Origin of the sequence: Microbulbifer variabilis (assembly GCF_020524905.1) — a bacterium.
Classification (GTDB): Bacteria; Pseudomonadota; Gammaproteobacteria; order Pseudomonadales; family Cellvibrionaceae; genus Microbulbifer; species Microbulbifer variabilis_A.
Genome location: NZ_JAIVKI010000004.1, coordinates 14,652 through 31,734 on the forward strand (window position 1 = coordinate 14,652; position 17,083 = coordinate 31,734).

Below are 17,083 nucleotides of genomic sequence, written 5' to 3' on the forward strand. Positions count from 1 at the left end.
GAAAGAAAAATCATGCTTATCAGAAAATCAGCGATAGCCATGGCTATGGTGGGCGCCTGCGCGTCTTCATTTGCCAACTCTAAAACCCTAATGTGGGAGGATAATTTCGATGGCGATAGCATCGACAGATCCATTTGGACTTATGATACTGGAGATTCCGGCTGGGGTAATAATGAATTACAAAACTATACAGATAATAGCGACAACGCCTACGTTGAAAATGGCAACTTAATAATTCAGGCATTAAAAAATGCCGATGGTAGTTTTACCTCAGCACGACTGAAAACCCTTGGGCGTCTATCTTATAAATATGGCACCATTGAAGCCCGTATTAAACTGCCAGATTTGAATGCAGGCTTATGGCCCGCTTTTTGGCAACTAGGCAATAACTACGGCCAAGCTGGTTGGCCCGCCTGCGGCGAGCTGGATATTCTTGAGGCTGGCATGGCCGAGGCTATCAATGCAGGCAAGGTAAATTCCGAAGTCTCTGGCGCTTTCCACTGGTGGCATGAGTCTGATAATTACACCGGCCAAGCGGATTTCGGGCAATCTAAAAACCTTATAGAAGACTTCGGTTCCAGCACAGGTTTCACGGATGGCTACCATATCTTCGGTATGACCTGGACACCTGAAAATATCGCCATGTGGGTGGACGACGAAGCCAATGAAATTGCCAGTATCGGTACCGATGACCCAGCATTTAGTGAATTTCAACAGCAGCATTTCTTAATTTTTAACTTGGCTGTCGGCGGCATCTTCCCTCAGATCTATGACAACAATGAAATCACAGCTCCCATGCCCGCCAAGATGTACGTTGACTATGTTCGTATCTACGACAACGACGATAGCAACTACAGTACAGAACTCTCACTAGCTACCGATACCGCAAAAAACGGTAATATCGGCGTCTATGGTGAAGGCAATATGCTCTCCGAATCCCTAGCATTCGGCACCGATATTGAACTTTATGTGTGGAACAATATGGAGAGTCTATCTGACCTTGATAACAACGAAGCGTTAGAATTCGAAGTCGACGCAGGCGACTGGTTTGGCATGGGCCTGTGGATGTACTACGACCTAAATTTGATGAACTATCAAAACGGTCATCTGAACTTCCGTATGAAGACCACTAGCGAGCAGAGTATTGGCATTGGTATCGCTAGTACCGGCGGTGATGAGACTTGGATAAACCTCAGTGTCGACGGCGAGACTTTTGGCCTGGAACGGGATGGCCAGTGGCATCAGGTCAGTATTCCACTAAGCAAATTTGGTGTGGATTTTCACACTATCAACCAAGTATTCATGTTGCGAGGCGATGCGCCCAATGAAGCCCTCACCCTGGCCATCGACGATATCTACTTCAGTGAGAGCCTGGCCAAAACAACGCCTAGCGGCACTTTCTCTCTATATAGCGAGACTGCCGAGGCCGACTCCTCCTTCGAGTTAGGTGCCGATGGCAATCTGCATATATGGGGGGAAACCCTGGCTGAGGGGGCCACTTCCCCTTATGAAGGCTCTGAGTCCCTATCCTATGCCTCCACCGGTGCAGGCTGGTTTGGAATGGCCTTTAGTGCTAACAATTACCACGACTTGTCCGCGTTTGACATCGATACCGCTAGGCTGAACTTTGCCCTCAAAACCAGCTCTACCACCGCCTTCAAGATTGGTATGAAAAGCGGGAGCATCGACGATATCGAGCAAAAATGGATCGACTTCACTAACAGTGCAGACCCTTATGGTTTCACTCGCGACGGCCAGTGGCATCAAATATCTATCCCACTAAGTGACTTCAATGATGAAGTAGACATGTCTAACGTAATCCAACTATTCCAGCTCTTGGGTGTAGATGGTGATATCAGTGATATCGAAATCGACAATATCTATTTTTCTGGAGGCAGCGTCAGCGAAGGCAACTCTGATGGCAATACCGGTAACAACGACGATTCCAGTGGAGAAGAAAATAGTGAAAATGGCTCCAACAATGATGATGGACCCGGCAACAAAGACTTGACGACCCAAGCTACCATCTCCGCCAGTAATGAAATCCAGCCCATCGCCAATGTCATTGACGGCAATAACAATAGCCGATGGGAGAGTGCTCACGGTGGGGATTCCGCCTGGATTCTACTGGACCTTGGCGAAGCTGAAACTCTAAAGACACTTTCTATCCAATGGGAAACCGCCAACGCCGCAACCTACAGCGTACAAGGCAGCAACGACACTATCACCTGGACAACACTATCCAGCTTTGGCGGTGGTACTGCTGGTGAGCGTACCGACGAGCACTCGCTTAGTGGTAGCTACCGCTACGTGCGCCTGTACTTTACCGAACGCAGCACCGCATACGGTTACTCTATATGGGAATTAGGGCTAACCGGTGGCAGCGTGCAAAGCCTCAGCGTCTCCGCCACCTCAGAGATTCAAGGTGCAACACTGGCTATTGATGGAGATAACAGCAGCCGCTGGGAAAGTGCTCACGGCCTGGATACTGTCAGCCTAACCTATGATCTTGGCGCGCAGCAGGCCATCAGCACTGTAACTATCGACTGGGAGACCGCCAACGCCGCCGCCTATACCTTACTTGGCAGTATCGATGGCAATAACTGGAACACAATCCAATCCTTTTCAGGATTAAGTGCTGGCGAACGTCGAGACTCAATCAGTGTAGACGGCAACTACCGCTACCTGAAAATTGACTGTACAGAGCGCAGCACAATATACGGATACTCCATCTGGGAGATCAACGTTCTTTAAATAAGTGGGGTACCGCCTTGGGCTGGTGCCCCGTTTATTACCTGCCCGTAAAAAATTTCAGTTTCAATTAAACGCTGCAGTGCAACTCTATAACTCTAGGATTGCCTTCTGGTATGAAAACAAATATCTATTGATTTAATTATCGATAGACCATTGCCAAAATTGAACGCCCCTGATCCAAGTAACATTGGTACAGTTCAGCAACGGGTGTAGCCAGCGATTCTGCATCAACCCGTTCAAAGCCCAATGACAAATAAAAAGACTCTAAGTGGGCATAGGGAAATGTATAGGTATCCCCACCAAAGCGCTCAGCTAACAGTGTTAGCAACAGTCGAGCAACGCCCTGCCCCCGTTGCTCCGGGGCCACTGCAATCCCCGCCAGCAGTTTAAAGGTTCCATATCTGCGCAAGTATCCACAGCCAACTATCTCGCCACGCTCGCTACGCACTACGGCACAATCCTCGTGACGCTTGGCTTTGCCACGAAATCCATGCATGCGATAGAATTTGTTTGCCAGTGGAATCTCAATATCTGCCAGCCATTGGACCTTATAAGAAGGCTGCGTGATCCCCATAAATCTGCCCGTACCCAGAAGTCAAAATGCCCAGAGAAACCTGTAATACCTGTTTACGCCCACCCAAAGTTTGCTATTGCAGTGCCCTGGTGAGCCTAGCCAGTACCATAAGAGTGGTGATCATACAGCACCCGCAAGAGGAGAAGCACCCATTCAATACCGGACGCATGGCGCGCCTATGCCTGAGTAACAGCGAGCTGATGGTTGCTGAAACTTTATCTACGTATCATTTAGATACCTTGCTCAGCACCCCCTCAGCACTACTCTACCCTTCACTGGACTGGTTACCGGACAGCACCGAACCAGATGAAAGTTGTCATCTAGGAGAAAAATCCAGTAAAACGCAAGCAACCATCAAACAGCTAATCGTGATAGATGCTACCTGGAAGAAATCTAAAAAAATTCTCCACCTAAATCCTTTGTTACAAAAACTTCCAAGGATCAACCTTAGTGGTGGCCTTGAATCAAATTACACAATTCGAAAGACCTCTGTTGCTGATGGCCTATCAACCATTGAAAGCATCGCCACAGCAATGCAACTGCTTGAACAAAATGATATTTTTTTTAGATTACTGGAGCCTTTTAATAAGATGATTGCTTTACAACAGAAAAGCTACACTGTCGAGCCCGCCTGAGAATTAGCGCAGCTGATAAACCATAGCTATCCAATAGTTTCTTGAATCACTCATAAGTATTTTCAATATTTCTCATAGAAGAGCTCATTCAGAGTGAAGCAGCAAATATAGACTAAGATGGATGCCCTATCCTGATAACTTTAACTACCAGAGCATATAATATCTAGCTTTACAATCGATCCATTGAACTTTTAAATATTAAGCGGCTACCTGAATAACCCGAATCGACAAATTTATCACTTACAATAAGGCCGTGAACTTTTCTCGCCCATGCAAAATATTTATTCTATTCTATACTCCACAGTGGCAAAAGTGGCAGACAAAAACCTAATTTTTCAATTAGCTGCCACCACCACTCACACTTCGAGAAAATAGATTGATGACTATTACACCCAAGACGATAAGAGCTATACCAAGAGCCGCTCCCCAATCAAGCTTTTGCCCAAAGAAAACAAAGCCGACCAGAGTAATTAACGCAACGCCCACCCCAGACCATACTGCATATGCAACGCCAACCGGAATGGTCTTTAGTGAAAAAGAGAGCAAATAAAAGGCAATCCCATAAGAGATGACCACTACTATGGATGGGACAACTTTAGAGAATCCATCTGAGTTTTTTAGAAATGACGTACCCACGACTTCAGCAACAATCGCCATGGAAAGATAGACCCAATGTGACACTTGATTTTCCTATTTTTATTGATGACAGGATTCTGTAAACCAGACCATACTTTCATGCTGCAAAATATACAAATGTGGCCACATGAACGCACTTGAGTTGAAGTGCCCAAAGATATTTCTATTGAGATTCCATTTATAATAGCAAGGCCACCAAGACCTAAATCACCCTATAAAAAGCTGATAGAGATCTTCATATATCACCAGTAATTGTCACATATGAACAACACTCCGTAGCTTGGCAACACCTACAAAAATACTTCCGAAGCCTATTATAGGAATAGTCAACAAAACCGTCAGCTCTATACTACCAGAAAGATATTTAATATTAGATACAGGACTAATTGATATAACCCATAAAACTGAGACTAAGATTATAAAAAACTATGAAATAGCCTCAATCATCGATCTAATTATCTACATATGGCTCTGTCTATGAACGTTGAGCAGCACTGACAAATACTATCGCTGCTCGGCAGTGGCGCAAAGCGCCTTTTCTTGCGTGTGATTGTTAGGCAGCATAGCTCTCTAGTTCGGAAAATCAAAGACCATCAACCGGAAGAAACCATATCCACAAGCAAGAGAGCGAGAAAGGCAAAGAAGAAGAGCGCTGTACTCAGCGGTGTCTCTGGGACTTTGTGTGCCTCCTTCAGGAGTTCCTCCGCAGCCAAATACAAAAGAGCTGCAGCCGCAAATGCCAATACCCCTTCGATCCAACCGCTCGACAGTGCTCTCCCACCCAAATACCCCACAATCGCTCCGATTAGAGGAGAGAAAGCCACGAGAGTCGTCGTCCGTAAACTTCGAATCCAAGAATCACCACTTCGTCTAAGCGTCGCACCCATGGATAAACCAAGGGACAATAGTTCAGCCGATAAAGCAATCGCCACCAACAAAGTCTGTTGATTAGAGCCGCGAGCCGCGGCGGAGGTTACTCCAATTAGCGAACCATCAATAAAAACATCAGTGGTGACAACTCCAATTAGAGTCCACTTCTCTGCCCGACCACTTCCACGGGCGAGTCGCTCTGAGACTGCTCGAATCGAGAGCATAAAGATAATACCAGTGGCAAAACCGAATGCGACAGCAAGAGGAACACCTCGATGGAGTACATCAGGCAGGATCTCAACACCCAATGCCGCGAATACTAAGCCGGCGGCTGTGTGCTGAATATATCCATGAATCGTCGCTGAAGGCGGCCGGAACGCAGCGATAACACCTCCGACCGCGAGCGAAGTTGCGCAGAGCAAACCATAGACTATGACATATATGAGATAGGTATCACTACCCACGATCAATGATCCTTGAGTATTACTGTACGCATGCTGCATACAGCACGGTTAAGCCTGAAGAAGCTAAGCCAAAGAATAGCTAAACTTGTCCCTATTTTTTATGAATACTTCTCTACGTACATATTATTCTAGAATGCTAATGAATTTCTGGGCGAATTCTTCTCATGACTAGAAATAATAAATATAATACATTTCCCGCCAGCCACACATAAAATTGGTTGACTCCATTCAAAATCACTGACCAACAAATTTAGCCAATTTTTTATTCTGGAAATTATACACCCTCAAAAAAATAATAAAGCATTCCTTGCCTTAAATTACATCTCCTATTTATATATTTGGAAGGATTCGAATATTTAAGTAGCGCCATCGCAACAATGGGACCATTCGATTTATATTTGATGTTTTTTGAAAAAAATAGTAACACTCCGAAAAAAAGAAAAGCTATGTTGATATCATAGCTTTAATAAGCTGATACCCTTAGCTTATAATTGTGGACTTTTCAGGCACCTCATAACTATTTAACTTGAAATCTTAGCACCACTTTAACTATACAAGGCGCCCATTAACACTAATATGCTTTCATATAATGTTTTACTCAGTGGATACCGGAACAGAGTGGCTTTGTTCTCACGTAGCATATAGCGCAAAGCGAGGGGAGTGCTGGCGATCCGTCATAGTAACTTGATAGGCGACACAGTAGTTTTTAAATAATTATTATTTATTAGTTCACTAGCAGATGGGTAGCCAAGAATACTGGTGTATTTACAACTATTTATACGCAACCAACTTAACACTTTGACCTTTTGCTCATCAGACATACACTCAAAATTAAACCAATTAAGAACACAAACTACTGTATCATTACCTTAAAGATCATAATCCTCCATTAGATTCAAAATATAATCGCTGTTTCTCAATTACATATAGCCTTGCAAAATATAACAGATTTTAAATGTTTGCTTATGGACCAAATTATTATCAAAGAAACAATCTGATTCTTTCAAAACCTTAAATTTTTTTCAAAAATCACACTTCATAATTTTCCATAATGCTTTATCGTATCACTTACCTAAACTTGTGTAGCATTTGTTTTTTTCAGTATAGTGTATTGCCCTGGTGATACTTTAATAGGCTCAGGAAAACCCTTGCCAAGCACTCTCATGCCTTCATTGTTTTCACCTATGTCATTGTGGAATCCAGAATTAACTACTTTTTCGAAGTGCGCATATGATTCCCATACTACGATATTAATGTACTTTGATGATCCATCATCTTCTCTATTGATTGATTTGTAAAAAGTGGAGCTGACAAAACCTTCTTTTTTGCTGAAGTACAACACGTATTCATCACGCACTTCTTCTGCTATTGTTTCCATTCCATTAGGTACGATGATCGTGTTTATTACGCTAATTGTTTGCATAAAGTAATTCCGATTAATTGCATAAAGTTTCCAAAAAGGACAGTCGAAGTGTTTGCGAGTGAAGCGCGCTGCGTAGGCTGGGCGAGCCGGCTTAGCCTAGTTATAGCTGACGCGCGCAGCACTGCCTATTTACTCTTTGCCAGCCAACGATGACTGGCAACTGCCTAGTAAATTTATAGGGAAAAATGGCATACTTTCCTCATCAAATAATTCTCTTATTGGCACTCCACACAGAGCTTGTTAAGCTAAAGCGAAGACACTTGAATGAAAATGCGGTGCCAAAATACGGGAGTGTTTTCTTAACCTTCGTAAATTTTCAGTTTATTTGTCAGCATAGCAATTCAGAACTTTCTCCAGTATTCCTTTGGCTTCCAGCGCCGCATCAAGTTTTCCCTGAACGTGAGCCATTGAGATTGCCCCCTCTTTAAGCAGAACGATCAGGCTTGTAATCTCTTCTGTTATTCCCTCTGGAAGAGACAATTCGCCAACATGCTTTCGAATCAATACCGTTATCCCAGCTTTGTGCTCGGCGCAGGCCCGATGGATTGCATTGTCTTGGTCACCGAATTCAGCGCTGGCATTGATGAAGAAGCAGCCATTGAAGTGGCCAATATCCGGAACCCGGCTATGAAACCAGTCAGTTAAGGCATTAAACAATTCTAGCAATGCGAGCTTGCCTGCAGGAACATTCTCCAGCCTCGATATAAGCCAAGTCCGGTAACTGTGATCACGATAACGTATTGCCGCTTCTACCAGATGCTCTTTACTAGGGAAATGGTGATAAAGCGTCTTTTTAGCTATGCCGGACTCTGCCAGCACCAGATTTACACCCACGGCGTGAATGCCGCGTGTGTAGAAAAATTTAAAGGCGGTACGAACCAACAATTCTTGCTTATCCATCGGCAATATCAACATCAGACCAGATACTCGAATCTTGACACTAGAAGACGAAACTGTCTATCCTTAGGTAGACCGATCTGTCTACCTAAGAGGTTTTCCCTATGCACAATCGCCTGATAACTTCACGCCGTTCTGTCTCTTTACTAGCGGGCCTGGGAGCAATGCTGTGTATAACCGCTCTGAGTAGCCTGGGTAGTGCAATTCAGTCCACCATTTGGTTGATGGCTCCCTTTGGCGCGACAATGGTAATTCTTTTCGGATTGCCGGAAAGCCCACTTGCACAGCCTAGGAATATCATCGTAGGACACCTTCTAACAACCGCGATTGGCCTTTCTGTAGCAGCTTTAGCGGGCGTTACACCCTGGTCTATGGGGTTAGCTGTAGGATTAGCGGTAAGTTTGATGCTGCTGACCAACACTACTCACCCACCAGCTGGGGCCAATCCTCTGGTCGTTATGCTCGCAGGTGAACACTGGGATTTCCTGTTGATGCCGGTGGCGGCTGGAACCGTTCTGATTGTGGCTTTCGGGGTGCTATACCACCGGCTTATTTCCGGGCAACGGTATCCGAAGCGATGGTTGTAAGCAGGGTTCCTCAGACAAACTGAGCAGCTTGACCGGCAATTATGCCGGGGCCCAGCTCGCTCATTTGCATAACGAGGGTGTAGAAAAACTCACCCCCAATTTTCACATTGCGCTTCTACGTGAAAAATAGCCTACTCATCAGTGAAAACTAAATCAGAGTTCGCGTAGAATCACCATTCTTGGTCAACATTTGATCACACCTGAAGAATCATAGGTGTACATTAGTTTTTCAACATCCTAACGCTTGGCGCAACGGCGAAGCACATAGTGCTGAGTCCGGCAGCCAAAGGCTGCGTATTGCCGCCACTTGTATGGTTGTTCTTGTCCGATTCTGATGTTGAAAATCCTTTTCGCTAACGGGTAAATTGAGACCCACCTTCGGCGGCCACCGAAGGCCTTGTTTGTCACAGTTCGTTGCTGCGCCGGTTCATAAAGACCGATAACAAGTATGAACGTGACAGACACTCACTAGGCATAACTCGAATAGTCATGTGGGCCTCGAGCCCGAATAGCAAGGCGGAGATAGCTTATCTTATGGAACCTCAAGAGATCAATGTCGGTATCGACACCAGCAGTAAACAACTCGATATTTATGTGAGACCTACTGGCCAGTTCTTTAGTGTTACCAATAACAAAGAAGGTATTAAAGACGCTATTAAACAACTACAACCGCTTAAACCTCAAAGAGTATTAATCGAGTCCACAGGAAGACTAGAATTAGAATTCGTCTGTGCTGCTCATAAAGCGGGAATGCCGATAGTTGTTTGCAATCCTTCGCAAGTAAGAAACTTTGCAAAATCAGCGGGACGGCTCGCCAAAACAGATAAGCTAGATGCAATTGATATCGCACATTTTGGTGAAGCAATTAAGCCAAGATTGTCATCAATCAAACCAGAAAAACTCAGAAATATCAGTGATTTGCTGACGGTCAGGAACCAGTGCTTAGAGATGAGCACAATGCAAAAGAATCGTCTCAGGAGAATGCCTAAGTCTGTTCACAAGCCCATTCAGGCTATCTTAAAGGCCATCAAGAAAGAGCTAGAAGGGGTCGATAAGCAACTTGATAAACTTGTTAACAGTGTTGCCGAGTGGCGACAAAAACGCGATCTCTTATTAAGCGCTAAAGGAGTCGGCAATGTACTGGCTTACACGCTAATGAGCGAACTTCCTGAGCTGGGCAAGTTGAACCGCAAAGAGATTGCAGCACTTGTGGGTATCGCCCCGATGAATCGTGATAGCGGCAGCTTCCAGGGCAAGCGCTATATTCGAGGTGGGCGACATCGTGTACGCACGGTTTTATTTGTTTCTATGATGTCGGCAATACAATGCCATCCTAAATTAAAACCAATGTATGAGCGCCTGGTCACTGCTGGCAAACCAAAGAAAGTAGCCCTTATCGCATGTATGAGGAAGCAACTTACCATCCTAAATACGATGGTAAAAAACAACACTTACTGGGATGAGAAAATGGTTTAAATATTTGACAAAGGGCCATAGTCACTTGTTATGCCTAGTTCTGGGGGGTTACCTGGACCTCAAATGGAACCCCACTTGAAGCTGTAAACTTAATACCCGCAGATTTATGAAATCTCTGGAAGTAAAACCGGGCTAGCCACAAGTACAAACCCGGTAGACTCTTTGAATTCGTACACTTTCGTTTTTAAACGGATTTGATTCTCCGGCGTTTGCTCCGTGCTTAGCTCAATTTTTAGCATATTATTTATACGCATTTCGCTTTCAGCGCCTTCCTCATTAAGAAGTTGAATAGATGCCAGCTGTTCATTATTTGAGCTTGCATCTACTTTAAGCATAATTGGAGATGCCGTGGAGAAAGAGGCGTATAGAAGAGATGCGCCCCTAAGTACCAATATTGCAGCAATATAATTCTTGATTCGTTTTACGACAGAAAATTTTTCTGACTCTTTCACAAGGATATCTTCTGGCACTATTGAAAATGCAGAAGAAATTGATTTGACCGACTCCTGGGACGCATTACCACTTTTCTCGATTCGTTGTATCGTTCTTAAGCTAACCGATGCCACTTCAGCAAGCTGCTGCTGACTCCAGGCTCGCGACTTTCGCAGGCTGATAATCTTACTTGTATCTACTTGCACTTCCATTTCTCTGTCCTCTGAAAATTGAACTCAAATTTTCATCGGATCAGCCTTAATTAGTTACGTCATTCTTACGATATTAGTACGAAATTCATGCGACAGGCATAACGCCTGTATAAATTGTGCCGAAGCGATAGCGTAGGCATCAATTTGATACATTTGTTCTGTGTTGATCTAGTTCGCAATAATAATTATAAGCTGGACCAGGATTAATTGGATTCCAGCCTTCGTTTATTGCACTCTTAATACATAACTCAATTAACTTTGGCGCCACAGAGTTTGGATAGCTAGTTATTGCAACATCTGGACGCAGCCACTTGAATTCAACCGATAACGTAGAACCTTTTTGGCTATCTAATTCAATAGCAGCAAGCATTTTCCCACCTTGACAAGCTTGTGTGTAAGTCGGCCGGTCTCGTACGATCCAACGGTACGAATTTCCTTCTACTACAATTTTTCTACTTCCCTTTTTAGGTATACTCACGATAACTCCTTTGACACAGAACGCCCAGCACACAGGCGGCCGAAATGAAGCAAAGCGCAATGTAGGCCGTCCGGCCCGGCGATTTTCGCAGGGCTTAGGTGCTGCTGTTTGTTATGTGCAACCCCTAACATTGGTGATTTTCTCTTACTTACGATTTTTTAAAACCCCAAACCACAAGGGCTAGCCCTATAACAAACATCAAACCAGTAGATATTTCTGCACTATCTGTAAACACTACTTTATAATAAGTTCCTGGCTCAGGTTCTACAAATAGACCAACAACATAGCCCCATATATCTAAGGGTAAGAACGCAGACAGACCGAAGAATGATAAGGTTAACAGAGTTATTCCTAGTACTTTTGCAGTCTTTTTCATAAATTTTTTTACGATACTAATTACACATAACGCCCGCAGCACACGCGAGCATAGCGAGTCGAGGCCGATAGGCCGGTGTGGCTGCGTTTGTTATGAGTGAATATCGTGAACAAATTGATGCCTCATAGACTTCGGCCAACTAGGATAAACTTGAGATAGATGCTCTATTACTTTCAGACCAACATATTTGAAGTCAATTTCATCAAATGTCACGACAGGCATAGCTCCTGACGTAAGCTTTTCTATCGCCTGCTTGTGAAATCCACAGAATATTGCATAGGACATTATTTCATGCCACTCGTTTACTCTGTCTTGTAGCTTCTCAACACGATCCCATGTGGATAAAAGTGTTGGAAAGGTGCCACGACCTTCGCCAATCAACTCACCATCCGAAATGGAAATCTCACGAGGCCAAAAGAGCCTACTTTCCTTGATCAGTCTACTGAACTTCATCTTTACTCATAACGAGGGTGTAGAAAAACTCACCCCAATTTTCACATTGCGCTTCTACGTGAAAAATAGCCTACTCATCAGCGAAAATATAGCCAGAATTCACATAGAATCACCATTTTTGGTCAATATTTGATCGGATCTGAAAAATCATAGATACACTTTAGTTTTTCTACAGCCTGAACGCCTCCAGCAGGGGCGGCCGTAGGGTTTAGCGTGCGAAGCGCGCTGCGTAGGCCGTCCAGCCGAGCCCCGAAGGGGCTGGGTGATCCTGCCTGGATTTGTTAAATGTTTCACCACGATGACCAGTGGTATTTATGTACAAGCTTGCCGTCTGCACTGAAACAAAACGCATATTTGCTGGGTAGCTTCAGCGTGTTCTCGTACCAAGCTTCTTTAACGCACCCAGAAATCCTTTGTTCTTGAGACTTTTTAAAACCCCGTTCTGGCCCTTCCGTACCATCAGTGACATATGACGGTTCGCCTGCCAAAGCTAGTAGCTCATCATATGAGCTTCCTATAGGCAATGATTGCATAGCTTCAGTAGGACCATTTTCGCCCAGGAGTATGTAGCCGCACACACCGAGAACAAATACAAAAAGGCTGAAAGCAAGTACCTTCTTATTCATGAGCACACGCATGACATTTAACGCCCCGCTCACCCGCACATACTGCGGAGAGCGTTCTTGTGAAAAGTGGCGCGCAGTGACACACAAAAACGAGCGTAGCAGTATGTGTCGGTGTGCAGCGGTTTGTTAAGTTTTTTGGTAGTAAGCACGTACAATTTCCTTTGCCTGCTCTTCTGTGATCTCATTAAGTGAAACTTGGTTTAGAACTTGACCAGGTTCGCTATATGAACAGGTAACTACTACCGAGTAAATTTCCTTCTTTCTAGCCGAGCTTGAAGCTTTATTAGCAAAGTGTTGGTACACAGATATTATGTGTTCCCATATTATTATTTCATTTAAAGGGTTTTTATCTCTCCTGAATCCATCCTCCCACTCCTCATAACTAAGAGGATACACTTCCGATAAGTTGGACATGATAGATTCTATGCGCGCCTTCATTTCCCCTTGGAAAGGCTCATGCTGATATTCGCCCTGCTTAAGCTGGGCGCTATTGGCCCAATATTCCTTTCCTTCGTAGCTTACTCGTACCATTCCTGGTCCAATTTGATCAGAAGGTACTGTAGAAACATCTCCGGTCTCTACATCTATTACTTCAAAATTTTCAGCCATAACCACACTAGATATTAATAATGAAAGGAAAATTGCTCGATACATAATTCAAACTTAACGCTCACATTTGGGGCGGCCGGAGCGTAGCGTAGGACGTCCCAGCCGCGTTTTTCGCGGCGGCAACATGTGCTTGTTAGACGATTTTTCGTGTTTTCTGGATCAGGGAGTGCCGGTTATTACAGTGCTTGTCCATTCGACTAAAATCTTTCCATTTGTGGTTAGAACGCTGTATTCAGTATCACCGCTCCTCCCTGCCTTAACACATATATTAACGGGGACGCCGGGTTGTCCACCTTCAATCTGACTTGCTGCGTACGCTGCACCCACGATGTGTGCGGCTTCACTAATCGTTGTTGATAGCCCCAATTCGTTGGCATGATCGGAAACTAGTTTGATTTTCTCGAAGTGATCGAGACCGAAGTCTTTATCCATACCGACTCGAACACAAGGATCCTGAAGCTCGCAGCCCATAAGAACTCCACTGATGATTATTAGAATACCAATAATACGCACAGCTTTTTATCCTCCACCGTCAATTGCGACAAGGTGCTGATCTCCGTTGGAGATCATTTTTTTTGAAATTTTGGCAGCAGCACAGCCTGTGCGTCTAACGCCCCAATAACCAGCAGCCGGAGCATAGCGTAGACTGTCCGGCGGAAGTCCGAAGGGCTGGAGTGAAGTTCATTGGCTGGTTATGATTGTACTGACAAGCAACAACATTGCAAATGTTAAAACACATAAAAGAGATGCCTTATATTTCTTAGCTACACAAGTCCGCAACCGCAGAATTTCGTCAGAAAAATTTTCTCGACCAAACTCTGCCTTACTAAAAATGAAGATCCAATAGTAATACGAACCATTTAATGCTGAGAAATATTTCTCATACACTTTCGGCCGCTCTTTTTTAATCAAAGCAATAAGTACTTTACCAGAAGCTGTTGCCCATAGGAAAAGCGCCACGCCCAATAGGAAAAACAACAATGCAGAGATTAACATCGACCTATTCAACACTCATAACGCCTTGCTCAACGGCGACCCGAAGCGAAGCTTTGGGTTGTCCGGTGGAGGGCCTTTAGGCCCGGAACGTATTGCAGCAAATTGTTATATGCTATGCATTATTCATCTTCAAATGCAAATGCCGGCTTACTAACCTGAAGAGCTTGAAACTGGCTATCACTCAGAAAGCAAATGTTGAAACATTGATCAATCCTATCTACGCTAGTCGTATGAACCATTCTGGCGATATTTTGATGGTCGTATTTCTGTAAGATCAAATTAAACTGGGACAAAAAATTATTCTCGAACCATTCAGGTGAAGAAACATTAAGTATAATTGACTCTTCTTGGCCATCAGCAAAAAAATTAAATACCCATCCGCTAGTAGTCGTAGTGTGGCTGATATTTGTGATTGAAAATTCATCTTTAAGCAATTCTGCCATTTCATCAAGCAAAGCAACATAGGCAATTGGACTATCATATGATTCAGCATCATCCAAAATGAAGTATTCCGCTTTACTTATATCTCTAAACTGTGTGATCAGAGAGATAATCTCATCCCAACTATGCTCTTGCCATTCTTCTATACACTCGCTTACAGACCTTATGGTCATGCTAAATCTCCTATTCTAGGTTACATATAACGCTTCAATAACCGGCAGCTGTAACAAAGCGAAGCGTAGTGTAAGCTGTCCGGCGCCGAAGGCGCGAAGTTGATTGACTTGTTATGTGTTTTACTCACAAAGGAACCCTTTGGCATTGTATATTGAATAGTATTTTGTGGAGGCGCCAGGTGTGTGAGCAAAGCCAATTTCAATTGGCCCTTTCGGGTCTGGAACGATTACATTTCCACCTAGCTCAGCCACTTTCCTCTTTGCACTCTTAAATGCACCCTCATCAGTCTTGCCTGTTCCAGATACGAAGCCTTTCACTTTACAAGAAGTAGGTTCGTGATGACGAAAGATGACACTTCTCTCTATTGTGTTACAGCCGACTATTACCAACAAACTGGCAACTACTAGATTTCTCATATGTGATTACACATAACGCCTCAAACACCGGAATGGTGAAGTTGGCGGCTTTTTTGGAACAAAAAAGGTGAAAGCTTTACCATGTCCGCGTGCTTTGACTTGTTACATGCTGAGCTACACACTTGCTATTTCCTTTATTTCCGTAAACTTAATGGGCAAACTGTAAAGACTACCCATGCTTAATAATTTTGTTTTGAGTTCGTTACTCATAACTTTGGAAGGCTCACGCTCTCGTTTATACGGCCCACCGTGTAAGTTCCAATCATAGACATATAGCCCAAAATCTGACCAAACTTCCGAGGTGCCCCAATTGGGCGATTCGAGCTGCTCTGAAATATTGTCATGCTCAGAGTATGCCCCTATTACTGAGCCTGGAATCGTTCCTTCGCCAGCTGTAGAGAATAAGCCAATATTTCCTTCGCTATCTATAGCGAACCAGTCGAACTCTCTGCCTTCTAATTCTTCTTCGTAGATACTCATGATTTAGGCATGTAACGCTCTAATAACCGGCAGCCGAAGCGTAGCGTAGGCTGTCCGGCGCGCGCCTTTCGCGCGCGAAGTTCATTAGCTTGTTATACGTATTGCTGCCCATAGATCACCAAGGCAGCAGAAACAATGACGGAGGCGAAGATCGAGTAGTTTAGCCTCTTTAACCATGCCTCATTCTCTTTATTCTTAAACCGGACAAATGCTCCGATAAGCGAAAGACCCAAGAGAAGGATCATGACTGGCATAAAGTCAGTGAAAACTGCCCAAGCCGTCATTGCGATGATGCTCAGCGGAACCAAGAAAGCCAAACCCTTCACTTCATTCTCCGATCTAATACGTATAACGCCTGCAGCAACGGCCGTAATGTAGCAGCGAAGCTGCGGAATGGAGGTCCAGCCCCGAAGGGGCGCTGTTGCCTGCATTTGTTAAAGTGCTATTGCTTGAATTCACTGCCTTACATATTTTTTAGTGAAACTATATAAGAGCAAACCAGCGAAGACGCAGGGGTAAACAAAGATAAAGTAATAAATCCCTGTGAAGAAGCCAAGAAGAGGCGCTGCCCATATATCTCGACCAGTAATTGTGCCAGATAGCACTGCGTAAATTGTGGCTATGACCATTGCTAGTATGAGCAAGGCCCCACAAATAATAAACGCTCTACTCGCTGCTCTCTTGATCATAGTTGTACTTTAACGCCGCAAGCAAAGGCGCGCGTTAGCGCGTCCAGCCCGCAGGGCGATTTTGCCTTGCTTTGTTATGGGCATTTTTCACCGTGCTCGTCATATGGATACTTTGCCCAATCTGTGCAGCTGCTGCCATGACATGTAACTACGAACTCGATGCAACGGCCACCACCTGTATATAAAAAGCCAAAATCTGGTTTTGACGATGCTGAAGAATTAAATGGTTTTAACCCCTCAAGAGGCAATTGATTCTTTTTTAAATATATCTCGATTGCTTCCCTAGCCTGACTCTCCATTTCTGGAGTAAGTTCTTTAGCTTGTTTGCCACAGCCTACCAATAAAAGGATGCAGGTTAGAAAAATCATTTTCATTATTTATCTCA

The 17,083-nt window shown here is 44.2% G+C and carries 21 protein-coding genes; 4 read left to right on the plus strand and 17 right to left on the minus strand.

Annotated features, from left to right (window positions below; translation table 11 throughout):
• Window positions 1-12 precede the first annotated feature (12 nt).
• On the plus strand, window positions 13-2,754 hold the full coding sequence (locus LC073_RS06700) for a discoidin domain-containing protein (RefSeq protein ID WP_226645298.1): 2,742 nt from the start codon (window positions 13-15) through the stop codon (window positions 2,752-2,754).
• Window positions 2,755-2,893: 139 nt separating this feature from the next.
• Here LC073_RS06700 and LC073_RS06705 read toward each other — a convergent pair whose 3' ends face one another.
• Window positions 2,894-3,328, minus strand: a complete 435-nt coding sequence (locus LC073_RS06705; protein ID WP_226645301.1) for a GNAT family N-acetyltransferase — start codon at window positions 3,326-3,328, stop codon at window positions 2,894-2,896.
• 26 nt (window positions 3,329-3,354) lie between these two features.
• Here LC073_RS06705 and LC073_RS06710 point away from each other — a divergent pair, with 26 nt between their 5' ends.
• Window positions 3,355-3,963 (plus strand): tRNA-uridine aminocarboxypropyltransferase, encoded by a 609-nt coding sequence (locus LC073_RS06710; RefSeq protein WP_226645304.1) that lies wholly within the window; start codon window positions 3,355-3,357, stop codon window positions 3,961-3,963.
• Between the two features lie 339 nt (window positions 3,964-4,302).
• Here LC073_RS06710 and LC073_RS06715 read toward each other — a convergent pair whose 3' ends face one another.
• The 4 genes from LC073_RS06715 to LC073_RS06730 all read right to left on the minus strand — a co-directional run bounded on the left by LC073_RS06715 (window position 4,303) and on the right by LC073_RS06730 (window position 8,256).
• Window positions 4,303-4,644, minus strand: a complete 342-nt coding sequence (locus tag LC073_RS06715; RefSeq protein WP_226645306.1) for a DMT family transporter — start codon at window positions 4,642-4,644, stop codon at window positions 4,303-4,305.
• A gap of 548 nt (window positions 4,645-5,192) precedes the next feature.
• Window positions 5,193-5,972, minus strand: a complete 780-nt coding sequence (locus LC073_RS06720) for a hypothetical protein (RefSeq protein WP_226645309.1) — start codon at window positions 5,970-5,972, stop codon at window positions 5,193-5,195.
• Window positions 5,973-7,005: 1,033 nt separating this feature from the next.
• Window positions 7,006-7,356 (minus strand): antibiotic biosynthesis monooxygenase family protein, encoded by a 351-nt coding sequence (locus LC073_RS06725; protein WP_226645313.1) that lies wholly within the window; start codon window positions 7,354-7,356, stop codon window positions 7,006-7,008.
• Between the two features lie 321 nt (window positions 7,357-7,677).
• Complete coding sequence (locus tag LC073_RS06730) at window positions 7,678-8,256, minus strand: TetR/AcrR family transcriptional regulator (protein ID WP_226645316.1); 579 nt, start codon at window positions 8,254-8,256, stop codon at window positions 7,678-7,680.
• Window positions 8,257-8,357: 101 nt separating this feature from the next.
• Between LC073_RS06730 and LC073_RS06735 the strand changes: the two genes are divergently transcribed.
• Both LC073_RS06735 and LC073_RS06740 read left to right on the plus strand, forming a co-directional pair.
• Window positions 8,358-8,840: an HPP family protein gene (locus tag LC073_RS06735; RefSeq protein ID WP_226645318.1), complete on the plus strand. Its 483-nt coding sequence runs from the start codon at window positions 8,358-8,360 to the stop codon at window positions 8,838-8,840.
• A gap of 534 nt (window positions 8,841-9,374) precedes the next feature.
• A complete protein-coding gene (locus LC073_RS06740; RefSeq protein ID WP_226645320.1) occupies window positions 9,375-10,316 on the plus strand; it encodes an IS110 family transposase in 942 nt (313 codons plus the stop codon).
• Window positions 10,317-10,420: 104 nt separating this feature from the next.
• Here LC073_RS06740 and LC073_RS06745 read toward each other — a convergent pair whose 3' ends face one another.
• The 12 genes from LC073_RS06745 to LC073_RS06800 form a co-directional block, all read right to left on the minus strand.
• A complete protein-coding gene (locus tag LC073_RS06745; protein WP_226645322.1) occupies window positions 10,421-10,960 on the minus strand; it encodes a helix-turn-helix transcriptional regulator in 540 nt (179 codons plus the stop codon).
• A gap of 139 nt (window positions 10,961-11,099) precedes the next feature.
• Window positions 11,100-11,438 (minus strand): hypothetical protein, encoded by a 339-nt coding sequence (locus LC073_RS06750; RefSeq protein ID WP_226645325.1) that lies wholly within the window; start codon window positions 11,436-11,438, stop codon window positions 11,100-11,102.
• Window positions 11,439-11,586: 148 nt separating this feature from the next.
• Entirely contained in the window at window positions 11,587-11,814 is a 228-nt protein-coding gene (locus LC073_RS06755; protein ID WP_226645329.1) for a hypothetical protein, read from the minus strand.
• Window positions 11,815-11,904: 90 nt separating this feature from the next.
• The gene (locus LC073_RS06760; protein WP_226645332.1) at window positions 11,905-12,267 is read right to left on the minus strand and encodes a hypothetical protein; all 363 of its coding nucleotides are present in this window, start codon (window positions 12,265-12,267) and stop codon (window positions 11,905-11,907) included.
• Window positions 12,268-12,557: 290 nt separating this feature from the next.
• On the minus strand, window positions 12,558-12,893 hold the full coding sequence (locus tag LC073_RS06765) for a hypothetical protein (protein ID WP_226645335.1): 336 nt from the start codon (window positions 12,891-12,893) through the stop codon (window positions 12,558-12,560).
• A gap of 126 nt (window positions 12,894-13,019) precedes the next feature.
• A complete protein-coding gene (locus tag LC073_RS06770) occupies window positions 13,020-13,502 on the minus strand; it encodes a hypothetical protein (RefSeq protein WP_226645337.1) in 483 nt (160 codons plus the stop codon).
• 159 nt (window positions 13,503-13,661) lie between these two features.
• On the minus strand, window positions 13,662-14,015 hold the full coding sequence (locus LC073_RS06775; protein ID WP_226645340.1) for a hypothetical protein: 354 nt from the start codon (window positions 14,013-14,015) through the stop codon (window positions 13,662-13,664).
• Between the two features lie 168 nt (window positions 14,016-14,183).
• Window positions 14,184-14,498 carry a hypothetical protein gene (locus LC073_RS06780; RefSeq protein WP_226645342.1) on the minus strand — a complete coding sequence of 105 codons (315 nt, stop codon included), beginning with the start codon at window positions 14,496-14,498 and terminating at the stop codon, window positions 14,184-14,186.
• 119 nt (window positions 14,499-14,617) lie between these two features.
• A complete protein-coding gene (locus LC073_RS06785) occupies window positions 14,618-15,112 on the minus strand; it encodes a hypothetical protein (protein ID WP_226645345.1) in 495 nt (164 codons plus the stop codon).
• A 531-nt stretch (window positions 15,113-15,643) separates the two neighbouring features.
• Window positions 15,644-16,009: a hypothetical protein gene (locus LC073_RS06790; RefSeq protein ID WP_226645348.1), complete on the minus strand. Its 366-nt coding sequence runs from the start codon at window positions 16,007-16,009 to the stop codon at window positions 15,644-15,646.
• Between the two features lie 92 nt (window positions 16,010-16,101).
• Window positions 16,102-16,335, minus strand: coding sequence for a hypothetical protein (locus tag LC073_RS06795; RefSeq protein WP_226645350.1), 234 nt, complete (start codon window positions 16,333-16,335; stop codon window positions 16,102-16,104).
• 437 nt (window positions 16,336-16,772) lie between these two features.
• The gene (locus LC073_RS06800) at window positions 16,773-17,072 is read right to left on the minus strand and encodes a hypothetical protein (RefSeq protein WP_226645353.1); all 300 of its coding nucleotides are present in this window, start codon (window positions 17,070-17,072) and stop codon (window positions 16,773-16,775) included.
• Between the last annotated feature and the right edge of the window lie 11 nt (window positions 17,073-17,083).